13 protein-coding genes are annotated in these 11,234 nt (G+C 60.7%); 1 reads left to right on the top strand and 12 read right to left on the bottom strand.

Features of this window, described 5'->3' with window-relative positions:
• Position 1 precedes the first annotated feature (1 nt).
• The gene (locus Q0949_RS11890; protein WP_299372198.1) at positions 2 to 1,420 is read left to right on the top strand and encodes a nodulation protein NodH; all 1,419 of its coding nucleotides are present in this window, start codon (positions 2 to 4) and stop codon (positions 1,418 to 1,420) included.
• Positions 1,421 to 1,430: 10 nt separating this feature from the next.
• Here Q0949_RS11890 and Q0949_RS11885 read toward each other — a convergent pair whose 3' ends face one another.
• The 12 genes from Q0949_RS11885 to paaC all read right to left on the bottom strand — a co-directional run bounded on the left by Q0949_RS11885 (position 1,431) and on the right by paaC (position 11,218).
• Positions 1,431 to 1,892: a PTS sugar transporter subunit IIA gene (locus Q0949_RS11885; protein WP_299372195.1), complete on the bottom strand. Its 462-nt coding sequence runs from the start codon at positions 1,890 to 1,892 to the stop codon at positions 1,431 to 1,433.
• Positions 1,893 to 1,931: 39 nt separating this feature from the next.
• Positions 1,932 to 2,495 carry a ribosome-associated translation inhibitor RaiA gene (gene raiA, locus Q0949_RS11880; protein ID WP_299372192.1) on the bottom strand — a complete coding sequence of 188 codons (564 nt, stop codon included), beginning with the start codon at positions 2,493 to 2,495 and terminating at the stop codon, positions 1,932 to 1,934.
• Between the two features lie 229 nt (positions 2,496 to 2,724).
• Positions 2,725 to 3,483, bottom strand: coding sequence for an LPS export ABC transporter ATP-binding protein (lptB, locus tag Q0949_RS11875; RefSeq protein WP_299372189.1), 759 nt, complete (start codon positions 3,481 to 3,483; stop codon positions 2,725 to 2,727).
• Positions 3,483 to 3,971 carry an LptA/OstA family protein gene (locus Q0949_RS11870; protein ID WP_299372186.1) on the bottom strand — a complete coding sequence of 163 codons (489 nt, stop codon included), beginning with the start codon at positions 3,969 to 3,971 and terminating at the stop codon, positions 3,483 to 3,485. Before Q0949_RS11870 ends, lptB begins: the two co-directional genes overlap by 1 nt.
• Positions 3,972 to 3,979: 8 nt before the next feature.
• The gene (locus tag Q0949_RS11865) at positions 3,980 to 4,576 is read right to left on the bottom strand and encodes a hypothetical protein (protein WP_299372183.1); all 597 of its coding nucleotides are present in this window, start codon (positions 4,574 to 4,576) and stop codon (positions 3,980 to 3,982) included.
• Positions 4,577 to 4,600: 24 nt separating this feature from the next.
• On the bottom strand, positions 4,601 to 5,569 hold the full coding sequence (locus Q0949_RS11860) for a KpsF/GutQ family sugar-phosphate isomerase (protein ID WP_299372181.1): 969 nt from the start codon (positions 5,567 to 5,569) through the stop codon (positions 4,601 to 4,603).
• Positions 5,566 to 6,180: a ribonuclease D gene (locus Q0949_RS11855; protein WP_299372179.1), complete on the bottom strand. Its 615-nt coding sequence runs from the start codon at positions 6,178 to 6,180 to the stop codon at positions 5,566 to 5,568. The genes Q0949_RS11860 and Q0949_RS11855 overlap by 4 nt, the downstream gene beginning before the upstream one ends.
• Before the next feature lie 43 nt (positions 6,181 to 6,223).
• A complete protein-coding gene (locus tag Q0949_RS11850) occupies positions 6,224 to 6,982 on the bottom strand; it encodes a PaaX family transcriptional regulator C-terminal domain-containing protein (protein ID WP_299372177.1) in 759 nt (252 codons plus the stop codon).
• The gene (gene paaZ, locus Q0949_RS11845; RefSeq protein ID WP_299372175.1) at positions 6,972 to 8,987 is read right to left on the bottom strand and encodes a phenylacetic acid degradation bifunctional protein PaaZ; all 2,016 of its coding nucleotides are present in this window, start codon (positions 8,985 to 8,987) and stop codon (positions 6,972 to 6,974) included. Before paaZ ends, Q0949_RS11850 begins: the two co-directional genes overlap by 11 nt.
• 10 nt (positions 8,988 to 8,997) lie before the next feature.
• Complete coding sequence (locus tag Q0949_RS11840) at positions 8,998 to 10,062, bottom strand: 2Fe-2S iron-sulfur cluster-binding protein (protein WP_299372173.1); 1,065 nt, start codon at positions 10,060 to 10,062, stop codon at positions 8,998 to 9,000.
• Positions 10,059 to 10,526, bottom strand: a complete 468-nt coding sequence (paaD, locus tag Q0949_RS11835) for a 1,2-phenylacetyl-CoA epoxidase subunit PaaD (protein WP_299372170.1) — start codon at positions 10,524 to 10,526, stop codon at positions 10,059 to 10,061. The genes Q0949_RS11840 and paaD overlap by 4 nt, the downstream gene beginning before the upstream one ends.
• Positions 10,520 to 11,218 carry a 1,2-phenylacetyl-CoA epoxidase subunit PaaC gene (paaC, locus tag Q0949_RS11830; protein ID WP_299372775.1) on the bottom strand — a complete coding sequence of 233 codons (699 nt, stop codon included), beginning with the start codon at positions 11,216 to 11,218 and terminating at the stop codon, positions 10,520 to 10,522. The genes paaD and paaC overlap by 7 nt, the downstream gene beginning before the upstream one ends.
• Positions 11,219 to 11,234: the final 16 nt, after the last annotated feature.

The following is an 11,234-nucleotide window of genomic DNA, read 5'->3' as shown; positions in this document are numbered from 1 at the left end:
CATGGCTCAATTCGACTACTTTGTTGTGTTTGCAGAAATGCGCACCGGCTCCAACTTTCTTGAATCCAACCTGAACGCATTCGACGGATTGGCGTGTCATGGCGAGGCGTTCAATCCGCATTTCATCGGATATCCAAACCGCGACGAGATCCTTGGCATTGCACAGGCGGCTCGCGATGATGATCCCAAGCGATTGCTGCGCGAGGTGAAGAAAGCGCCGGGTCTGAACGGATTTCGCTATTTCCACGACCATGATCCACGGATTTTTGACCGCGTGATGGATGATCCCAAATGCGCCAAGATCGTTCTGACGCGGAACCCGGTCGACAGCTATGTGTCCTGGAAAATCGCGCAGGCGACAGGGCAGTGGAAGTTGACGGATTCAAAGGCGCGCAAAGACGGCAAAGCCGAGTTCGAGGCGGAAGAGTTCGCGGCCCATCTTGCGGCGCTTCAATCGTTTCAGGTGACCTTGCTGAACCGGCTTCAATGCACTGGGCAGACGGCATTCTATGTGGCTTACGAGGATCTGCAAAGCCTTGATGTCATGAACGGGCTGGCCGCATGGCTGGGCATTGATGCCCGCCTTGATGCCCTGGACAAGAGCCTCAAGGTGCAGAACCCCAGCGCGCTGTCAGACAAGGTCAGCAATTTTTCACAGATGACGGATGCTTTGTCCGGTCTGGATACGTTCAACCTGACCCGTACGCCAAATTTTGAGCCCCGCCGCGGCGCGGCCGTCCCGACCTATCATGCGAGTTCAACCGCGCCTTTGCTGTACCTGCCGGTGCGTGGCGGTCCGTCGGATCCGATTCTGGATTGGATGCGTGCGCTGGACGGTGCGGATGCGGCGACCAAAATGTCCCAGAACGATCTGCGCGACTGGATGCGGACACATTCGGGACATCGCAGTTTTTCTGTATTGCGTCATCCGCTGGAACGGGCGCATGCCGTTTTCTGCCACCGCATTCTTAATATCGGCGCCGGATCCTATGGCGGGATCCGCACCACGCTGACCAAGCGATACAGTTTGCCACTGCCGCAGGATCCGGCGGACGGCGACTTTGACAAGGTTGCGCATCGCGCGGCATTTGCCGCGTTCCTCGACTTTCTCAAGGCGAATCTTGCGGGCCAGACGGGTATCCGCGTCGATCCGGATTGGGCCAGCCAGGCCAAAATCGTCGAAGGGTTTGCCGAATTTGTTCTACCAGATCGCCTGATGCGGCAAGGGACAGTGACGCATGAACTGGCCGAACTGGCCGCAACCGTCGGGATCGACGCGCCGCCAACCTTGTCTGACCGCCAAACCGATGTGCCGTTTCAACTGATCGATATCTATGACGCGGAAATCGAAAAACTGTGCCGCGCCGCCTATGCGCGCGACTATTTGATGTTCGGATTTGAGGATTGGCAGCCGTCGTGACGCCGCTGGTTCAGGCGGCCTGAGCCGGTTTCGATTCGTTCAAAATCGCAAACAGGGTCGATGCGTCCGGGTTCGCGCGCAGCTTGGTGCAGATGGACGTATCGCGAAGCGTCCGTGACACCAGCGCCAATGCCTTGAGGTGCTCAACGCCCGCCTCTTCGGGCGCAAACAGGGCGAACGCAACGTCGACGGGCTGGCGATCAACGGAATCAAAATCGATAGGGCGATCAAGCAGGACAAACGCGCCCATGACGCGGTCGATCCCATCGAGACGCGCGTGGGGCAGGGCGACACCATGTCCGACGCCGGTTGGTCCCAACGCTTCGCGCGCCAACAGCGCCTCGACCACCAGACCGGCGTGCACGTCATAGGCGGTCTGCACGAGATCGCCGATCTCGTGCAACAGCCGTTTCTTGGACGAGGCAGAAGTCACCTTGACCGCCTCTGGCTTCAAAAGAGTTCCAAAATCCATATTGCTCGCACTGTCAGCGCGTCTGTGCGCGCCGATCCCTTACGGATCAATCCAGCCTATATTACCATCATCACGGCGATATACGACGTTCAGTCCGTCTTTTCCCTCGTTTCGGAACACCAAAACCGGTGCGCCTGCCAATTCCATTTGCATTACCGCCTCGCCCACGGACAGTGACGGGATCTTGGTCTCCATCTCTGCCACGATCATCGGCTGCAGGCTTTCGGGCTCCGAGTCGTCGGACCCCGTGTCAGAGGCGAGGATATACGAGGCCGCGCCAGAGAGTTCAACTGGCTGCGCGCGATCCTTGTGATGGTCCTTCAGGCGGCGCTTGTAGCGGCGCAGCTGTTTTTCCATCTTTTCGGAGCATCCGTCAAAAGCTGCGTATATTTCAGTGGCATGTGCCTTGGCCTGCGCCGTCAACCCGGTCGACAAATGCACTGTCGCCTCGCAGACATATTCGTGCGCAGACTTGGAAAACACGACATTGGCATTGGTCGGTCGTTCTGCATATTTCTGCACCACGCTGCCCAATTCGTCCCGCACATGTGTTTGCAGGGCGTCGCCTATGTCGATCTGTTTGCCACTGATTTGGTATTGCATGTCTTCTCCTTCATTTGGGTCCGCGCTGGCAATACGGCTGGCCACAGGCGTGGCCAGTCGGGATATGTCAGTTTTGCGGAACAGGCCGTGCGGTGTTGTGATCCATGCAGCGCCCACTGGGCGTTTGCGCAAAACTTGGGATCAGGAACAGCATCAGAGCCATACTTCCATTGCACGCCAAAAGTGCAGCACCTGTCAATGAAAAGCGGTGGCATGGTTACGGCGGTGTCTAGCCGATGCGGAAGTTGTCGCCCAGATAGACACGCCGCACATTTTCGTTCTGCACAACCTCTTCGGGTGTGCCAGACATCAGCACCTGACCGTCGTGGAGGATATATGCTCGGTCCACAATATCCAGCGTTTCCCGCACGTTATGATCCGTGATCAGTACGCCAAGGCCGCGGTTCTTGAGGTCGGCCACAAGGTTACGGATGTCCCCGACCGAGATCGGGTCAACCCCTGCAAAGGGCTCGTCCAGCAACAAGTAGCGCGGGTTCGCTGCCAGTGCGCGCGCAATCTCCACACGCCGTCTTTCACCACCCGACAGCGCCAGCGCGGGGGCGCGGCGCATGTGTTCGATGGAAAATTCGCTCAACAATTCTTCGAGTCGCTCGCGTCGCTTGTGCCGGTTCTTTTCGGTGATGTCGAGGATGGCAAGGATGTTGTCCTGCACGCTCAACCCACGAAAGATGCTCATTTCCTGAGGCAGATACCCAATGCCCATCTGAGCACGGCGGTACATCGGCAATGCTGTCACGTCCGTCCCGTCCAGCGTGACGGTGCCACCTTCTGGCGTCACCAGCCCGGCTACACTGTAGAACGTCGTCGTCTTGCCCGATCCGTTGGGACCCAACAACGCCACGACCTCGCCCCGGTTCAGCTCCATCGAAAAATCGCGGATCACCAGTTTCTTGCGGTAGGATTTCCGCAAATGCGAGATCTTGAGCCCCACGGACCCACCCGCCAATTTCAGGTCGGGTTTGGGCACTAGTTGTTTCCGGTTTGCAGAATGGTTTTCACGCGCCCCTGCATGCGAGCGGTGCCGTCATCAAGATTGACGGTCATGCGGTCCGCGCTGAGCGCGCTCTTGCCCTGGGTCATCAGAACGTCGCCGGACATCACGATGACGCCCTGATCTATGTTGTAATCCGCGCGCTGCGATTCGGCGGCATCTGCCCCGGATACCAGTGTTACGCCGCCCGTCGCCTCAAGCCGTTGAATGCCTGCGCTGTCCTCGCGATAGATCACCAGAACGCGCGCGGCAGACAGCCGCATGGCGCCCTGTCCAATCACGACATTGCCGCTGAAAATCGCGGCCCCGCTTGCTTGATCGACGTTCAACTCGTCGGCGCTGACTTCGACGGGCGCCGAGGTGTCCTGCTGAATCGCGCCAAACGCGACCTTGGTGCCTTGGGCAATTGCAGGTGTCGAGAGCCCCAAAAGGGCAAGGCAGGCAAGGATACGAAGCACAGTCACGTGGTCTTTCACTCTTCCAAAGATTTGGGATCGTATATCAGTTTCACCCCATTTGTGAAAATCAATTGAGCGTTTTCATTGCCTTCGACCCGTTGCAGTTGCATTCGGCCGGCATTCAACGCTCCCAAGGGACCCGACCCCATGACAGGCCCCGGTGATTCGACAGACAGCGTGTCGAAATTCGTATTCAGCGCGTCCGAGGTCAATTTGTACCCCGTGGACGTGGTGATGACGACCTTGCCAGCAAGCACGGTCGCGCCACCCAGCATGTCAAACTCGCCCCGGTCCGAAAACAATACGATGCGCGTCCCCGAGGCGAGGTCGATCTGTGCCGACAGGTCGCTTGCCTCGTTGTTGCTGCCGCTGCGCGTGGCCATCTTGCCGGCAGAGACGGTGACGCGGTCACCCGACGATGTGGTGCCAGAGAAAAACGGCGCGGTGATCTGTTGGCCCTTCAGCCGCTCGGCAATCTCCGTTTCGGCAAAGGGGATGGCGGCCATCGGATCAATATTGCGCGACAACAGGAACAGCGTCGACAGCAGGCCCAGCGCCGTCAGCGGGAGCAATACCTTGAGCCAGGCGACCAGTCGCGAATAGCGGTCCATGCCTTGTTCCCCGGCCCTGTCGGCCTATCCCAAGCCCACCCGCAGGCAGTCGTGGATATGCAGGATGCCTTGCGGAATAGCTGGCCCTGTTTCGGACACGGCAAACACGCAGGTGATCTTGCGTTGGTTCATCAGGGCAACCGCCTCTTCGGCCAGCGCCCTTGTTTCAATCGTTGTAGGAGAGGTGGTCATGACGTCGGCAGCTGTCAACCCAAGCAGCCCATCCATGTGCCGCCGCAGGTCACCGTCGGTGATGATCCCCGCAAGCGTCCCGTCCTGCGCGGTGACACCGGCGACGCCGAGGCTCTTGCTGCTGATCTCAAGCAAAGCGTCCGACATCGGTGTGGTCAGGGTCACCAACGGCATCGCGTCACCCGTGTGCATCAGATCACCGACGCGCGACAGCATGGCGCCCAATTTGCCACCGGGATGAAAATCGCGAAAATGCTCTGCGGTAAAGGATCTATGCTCCATCAGTGCCACGGCCAGCGCATCGCCCAGTGCCAGCGTCATCGTGGTCGAACTGGTCGGGACCACGCCGGTGCCGCAAGCTTCGCCCAGATCCGGCAGTTGCAGCACGACATCGCACTGGCTGCCCAGGCTGCTCTTGGGCGCTTTGGTCATGCCGATCAGCGGAATGTCGAACCGGCGGGAAAACGCGATCATATTTGCAAGTTCCGGCGCTTCGCCGCCGTTGGAAATCGCAAGGACAACGTCATGCCGGGTGACCATGCCAAGGTCCCCGTGGCTGGCCTCGGCGGGGTGCACGAACTGGGCGGGCGTGCCGGTGCTGGCGAGGGTCGCCGCAATCTTGCGGGCGATGTGCCCGGATTTTCCGATGCCAGTGACAATCACGCGCCCCGAGGCGTTCAGCAATATGTCGATGGCCGCGCGAAAGCTGGCGTCGATGCTGTCCGCCAGCATGTTCAACGCCTCTGCTTCGGTCCGGATGACGCGGCGCGCGGTATCGATAAAGGGTGTCTTGTCCGTCATGAGTGCGCAAAGATGTCCGTGTCGGGCCACCCGGCAAGGTCAAGGTTGGCGCGCATTGGCAGGAAATCGAAACAGGCCTGCGCGATCTCCATCCGCCCCTCGCGTTCCAGTCGGATGTTCAGCGCATCACGTAGCTTGTGCAGGTACAGGACGTCCGACGCTGCATATTCCAGCTGTGCGTCGGTCAATGTCTCGGCACCCCAATCGCTGGACTGCTGTTGTTTCGAGATGTCGATGCCGAGCAGCTCTTGCAGCAAGTTCTTGAGCCCATGCCGGTCGGTATATGTGCGGATCAGGCGGCTGGCGATCTTGGTGCAATAGACCGGGGCCGTCACGGCACCAAAGGCGTTTTGCATCGCCGCGATGTCGAACCGACCAAAGTGGAACAGCTTGAGCACCTCAGGGTCGGTCAACAGCCGGCACAGGTTCGGTGCCTCGGTCTGGCCTTTCTTGATCTGCACAATATGTGCGTTGCCGTCCCCGCCCGACAGCTGCACCACGCAAAGACGGTCGCGGTGCGGATGCAGGCCCATGGTTTCGCAGTCGATGGCGACAACCGGGCCAAGGTCCAGGTCATCAGGCAGGTCGGAGATATGGAGCGTATTGGTCATGGCACCCGCTATAGCGCCTGACTTGCCCATGGGAAAGCCGGGTTTAGGCGGCTTTGATCGTATCAAGGACAGGGCGCGGGTAATCGGTCAGCAATTTGGTGACCAGCGCACGACAATCGTGCCCGCGCCATGCCGTTGAATGGGCCGCGCGCGGCAGGTCTGGATGTTTCAAGGCCAACCTGCGCCAGGCATGCACGATCATCACCCGCAACACGGCCGTTTCCAGCGGCGTCAGCGTCACGCCCGCCAATTCGGTTTCAATATCCAGCAGCACGGCATGCAGCGACTTGTACGCATCGCGCAGCGCATCCGTTTCGATCTGCGCGCCCAACCACTCGGGAAAATCCATCGGCTGCAACTGCATCGCACCCTCCGGTACCGGCGTGTCATGGGCGCAGAGGTAAAGACGCGGTGCGACGGGTGAGAACAGTGCGGTATCAGGCACATTGGCCGCATCCGGCATCAGCACCGCGTGGGCACCGCCGCCCATGTCCCCGGGCGTGCCATAAATGCGCGGGCGGGCCTTTATGCTGTCCCGCTGGCCTTGGGCCGTCAGGCTGTGCAGGCTGGTCCGCCCTTTCTTTTCCGACACGATCCATCCGTCGCTGCGCAGCCGGTGTAGGGCCACGCGGGTGGCTTCGGGCTTGATCCCGATCGCGGTCATGATCGCGGACAGGGTTGGACCATCCAGTGCGACATCGGGCGCAAGGTCGCCAAAAACGGTCACCAATACGGACCAGACGCGCAATGGCCCCAGGTCCGTCAACGCGCCGATGGCGCCGGCATGGGCCTCAATACGCATTCATGGTCAGCAGCTCGTATTCGGCCACTGTCTCTGTGTTCTGATTGGTCACGGTGACGTGCCACCGGACCTCGCCATAGTCGTCATTGCGCGGCGTCTTGGCCTTGACCGTCAGGCGGACCTGAATGCTGTCGCCTGCCTCCACCGGTTTCATGAACCGCAAATTGTCCAACCCGGTATTGGCAAGAACCGGCCCCGGATCTGGCTGCACGAACAGTCCCGCGGCAAAGCTGAGCAGCAGGTAGCCATGCGCCACCCGCCCGGGAAAGAACGGATTGGCCCGCGCCGCCGCATCATCCATGTGGGCATAGAACGTGTCGCCGGTGAAATGCGCAAATGTCTCGATATCGTCGAGGGTGACCTGACGGCTTGGGCTGTGCAACGTGTCACCAATGGCCACATCACCGAAGGGCCGCGTGAACGGGTGCGGTTTGTCGCTGGTTTCGGCGGAGCCCGGCACCCATTGGCCGGTGATGGCGGTCAGGATGTCCGGGCTGCCCTGAACGGCGGTGCGTTGCATATAGTGGGTAACGGCGCGAATACCGCCCAACTCTTCTCCGCCCCCTGCGCGCCCCGGCCCGCCGTGCACCATGTGGGGCAGCGGCGCGCCGTGGCCCGTCGCCTCTTCCATGCTGGTTCGGTTGTTGAAGTAAAGCCGCCCGTGAAACGCCGCAGAGGCTAGTGTAATGTCCCGTGCGACCTGTGCATCATGGGTGATCACAGAGGCCACCAAAGAGCCTTTGCCCCTGTTCAAAAGGGCGGCGGCATGATCCAGATCGCGGTAGGGCATAAGGGTCGACACTGGGCCAAAGGCCTCGACGTCATGGACAACCTGCGCCGCGTCCGGGTCGCCACAGTGCAACAGTATCGGCGGCAGGAACGCGCCCTTGCTGTCTGCCATGGCGAAATCGCCCGGATCGCCAAAAACAGTCTCTGTTTCCGCGGAAAAGCGGTCGATCTGCTGCAAGACGTCTGCCTTTTGCGCAGCAGACACCAGCGCACCCATCTGCGTTTCGGCCTGTCTTGGATCTCCGACGCGGATGCCCTTCAAAGCGGCGGATAGGGCCGCAGCCACCGCATCCGCCTGTACGGCCGGGACCATGATACGCCGGATCGCGGTGCATTTCTGCCCGGCCTTCGCGGTCATTTCGCGCGTCACTTCCCGCACGAACACGTCAAACTCAGGCGTTCCCGGCGTCGCATCCGGCCCCAGCACGGAGGCGTTCAGACTGTCCTGTTCGGCCGTAAACCGGACGGAATTGGCCATCAGATTTCCGTTTTTCCGCAGTTTCAGAGCCGTTTTTGCCGATCCGGTAAACGTCACGACGTCCTGGCAATCCAGATGATCCAGCAGATCACCGGTGCCGCCCGAGATCAGTTGCAAAGTGCCTTCGGGCAGCAACCCGCTTTGCTGGATCAGGCGCACGCAGGCCTCGGTCACATAAGACGTAGCCGTGGCCGGCTTCACAATGGCGGGAACCCCGCCCAGCAGGCAGGGCGCCACCTTCTCCAACATCCCCCAGACCGGAAAGTTGAACGCGTTGATGTGCACCGCGACCCCTTGCAAGGGTGTGCAGATATGCCGCCCAACAAACTGCCCGGCGCGGCCCAGCTGTTCGGTCGGCCCGTCGAGGAAGACGTGCCCATCCGGCATCTCTCGCCGCCCCTTGGAGGCAAACACGAGCATGGTGCCAATCCCGCCATCCACGTCGATCAGGTGATCCGCCTGCGTCGCGCCGGTGTCAAAGCTGAGGTCGTAGAGCGTCTGGCGATGCTGCCGCAGGTACAGGGCAAGCGCCTTGAGCATGCGGGCGCGGTCATGGAACGTCAGTGCACGCAGGGCGGGGCCGCCGATATCGCGCGCATAGGCGCGCATAGCCTGCACATCCAAACGGTCATTGCCCGCCCGGGCGATGATCTCGCCCGTTATGGCGCTTTCGATAGGTCGTGCATCAGATCCGGGGGCGATCCACTGACCGGCGGCAAAGCTGTGAACCTCAATCATGGCGCTCTTTCTAGTGTTGGTCATAATCGACGGTTATCGCGTCGCTCAGCGGGTAACACTGACATGTAAGGACAAAGCCCGCCTCGACCTCATAATCCTCCAGCGCGTGGTTGCTGAGCATTTCGTACTCCCCTGCCGTCACCTTGGCCTTGCAGGTGCTGCACACACCCGCCTTGCAGGCAAAGGGCGCATCGAGGCTGTTGCCCAAGGCGGCTTCGAGAACGGACAGGTCCTTGGCCATTTCGATGCTGTGTGTCGTGCCATCCAGCGTGATTTCGGCACGGGTTTCAGCGGCCCCTTGCACACGGTCGGACAGCGCCTGCTTGGCCAGCCGCCCTTTTTGCCCTGCGCCGAACAGTTCGAACTTGATCTGGTCCTTGCGCAACCCGTGCGACTCCAGCGCGCCCGCAATGGCCAGCATCATTGGTTCAGGCCCACAGATGAGCGCCATGTCTGTTGCCGCGATATTGACCCACGACTTGAACAGCGCCTCGCATTTCGCGGCATCAATGCGCCCGGAGAACAGGTCGATGTCCTGACCGGTTTCCAGCACATGGATCAAGGTCAGCCGCCCCATATACCGGTTCTTCAGATCCTCAAGCTCCTCCCGGAACATGATCGTATGCACGGCGCGGTTGGCATAGAGCAGGGTGAACATGCTGTCGGGTTCGCGCGCCAAAACGGTTTTCAGGATCGACAGGATCGGCGTGATGCCGGATCCACCGGCAAAGCCCAGGTACGATTTGCCTTTGTTAGGGTCGATCTCCGTGCAAAAATTGCCCATCGGCGGCATGGCAAGAAGGGTGTCACCAACCCGCAAAGCGGTATTGGCAAAAGTGGAAAACGCTCCGCCATCCACACGTTTGATCCCCACCTGAAGGGTGCCATCGTCAAGGCCCGCGCAGATTGAATAGTTGCGCCGCAGCTCCGTGCCGTCGAAATCGCGTTTGAAGGTCAGGTACTGGCCCGGCACAAAGCGGAACGCCTCAGGATTATCCGGCGCAAGCGTCAGCACAACCGCATCCCGGATGGTGCGGTGGATGTCGGTGACGGTGAGGGGGTGAAACTGGCTCATATGCATTTGAAATAGTCGAAGGGTTCCAGACACTCGGTACACCGCCACTGCGCCTTGCAGGGGGTGGAGCCGAACTGGCTGATCTTTTCCACGCGGGTGGACTGGCACCGGGGGCAGTGATCCGGCCCGCCCGACGGTTGTGGCGGCGCGATGCCATAGCGTTCCAGCTTGGCCTTGCCGGCGTCGGTCATCCAATCCGTCGTCCAGGGCGGCGCGATTTGCCGTTTCAGAGACAGGTTTTCGACCCCACGCGCGCGCAGGGCCGTTTCAATTTCGAGGTTGATAATCGTCGTCGCGGGGCACCCGGAATAGGTCGGCGTGACCGTGATCTCCAGTTGCTCGCCCTGCCATTGCACGTCCCGGATGATCCCCAGGTCGACAAGCGAAATTACCGGGATTTCCGGATCCGGAACGGCGTCCAACCATGTCCAGACCTCTTGAACAGACGCGCGCGTCGTCACCATGTCGCATCCGGATAGCTGCGCGGCAGCACCTGCATCGTCGCCAACATGTGGCCCAGATGTTCGCTGTGGCGCGCGCCGGTCTTGCCGCCCATATGGGCAAAGTCGCTGTCGGGCCGGGTCAGGGTCGCCTGCGCAAAAACAGTCTCTGCATAGGCGTCAAATGCAGGGCGCAGTGCCGTCATATCCGTCAGATCATCGTCATCCGTGCTGAACATTTCGCCGACATATGGCCAAAGCCGATCCAAAGCCCCTTGCATGCGCCCGCGGCTTTCCTCGGTCCCGTCGCCCAACGCGATGACAGTGTCCGAAGACCGTTCGCGGTGATACGTCACCTCTTTGACGGACTTCTGCGCGATGGCCGATACCTCCGCATCTGGGTGCGCGGCAAGAGCTTGCAATACCTCAAAATGCCAGCAGTCGAACAGGAACTGCCGCATCATCGTCACGCCAAAATCGCGGTTTGGTTGTTCGACCAGTAGCAGGTTGCGAAAGTCCCAGGCGTCGCGGTGATAGGCCAGCGCATCCGCGTCGCGCCCAGCCTCTTCGCGCGATGCCGCGAGGCCCAGCCACAACTGCGTCTGCCCGATCAGGTCCAGCGCCATGTTCGCCAGCGCAATGTCCTCTTCGAGAGCGGGCGCATGGCCGCACCATTCCGACAGCCGCTGGCCCAGCACCAACGTGTTGTCGCCCATGCGGATCAGGCCAGCG

The organism is uncultured Tateyamaria sp., assembly GCF_947487805.1.
Taxonomy (GTDB): domain Bacteria; phylum Pseudomonadota; class Alphaproteobacteria; order Rhodobacterales; family Rhodobacteraceae; genus Tateyamaria.
This window is presented reverse-complemented; position numbering and strand designations above follow the sequence as displayed.

Excerpts from the sequence above, each read along its gene's own strand:
- Q0949_RS11890 (WP_299372198.1), top strand. The coding sequence starts at position 2 with ATGGCTCAATTCGACTACTTTGTTGTGTTTGCAGAAATGCGCACCGGC.
- paaD (WP_299372170.1), bottom strand. The coding sequence starts at position 10,526 with ATGGTGACGACGCGCGCGTCTGTTCAAGAGGTCTGGACATGGTTGGAC.
- Q0949_RS11885 (WP_299372195.1), bottom strand. The coding sequence starts at position 1,892 with ATGGATTTTGGAACTCTTTTGAAGCCAGAGGCGGTCAAGGTGACTTCT.
- Q0949_RS11855 (WP_299372179.1), bottom strand. The coding sequence starts at position 6,180 with ATGACCAATACGCTCCATATCTCCGACCTGCCTGATGACCTGGACCTT.
- paaC (WP_299372775.1), bottom strand. The coding sequence starts at position 11,218 with ATGGGCGACAACACGTTGGTGCTGGGCCAGCGGCTGTCGGAATGGTGC.
- paaZ (WP_299372175.1), bottom strand. The coding sequence starts at position 8,987 with ATGATTGAGGTTCACAGCTTTGCCGCCGGTCAGTGGATCGCCCCCGGA.
- Q0949_RS11840 (WP_299372173.1), bottom strand. The coding sequence starts at position 10,062 with ATGAGCCAGTTTCACCCCCTCACCGTCACCGACATCCACCGCACCATC.
- Q0949_RS11860 (WP_299372181.1), bottom strand. The coding sequence starts at position 5,569 with ATGACGGACAAGACACCCTTTATCGATACCGCGCGCCGCGTCATCCGG.
- Q0949_RS11850 (WP_299372177.1), bottom strand. The coding sequence starts at position 6,982 with ATGCGTATTGAGGCCCATGCCGGCGCCATCGGCGCGTTGACGGACCTG.
- Q0949_RS11865 (WP_299372183.1), bottom strand. The coding sequence starts at position 4,576 with ATGGACCGCTATTCGCGACTGGTCGCCTGGCTCAAGGTATTGCTCCCG.
- raiA (WP_299372192.1), bottom strand. The coding sequence starts at position 2,495 with ATGCAATACCAAATCAGTGGCAAACAGATCGACATAGGCGACGCCCTG.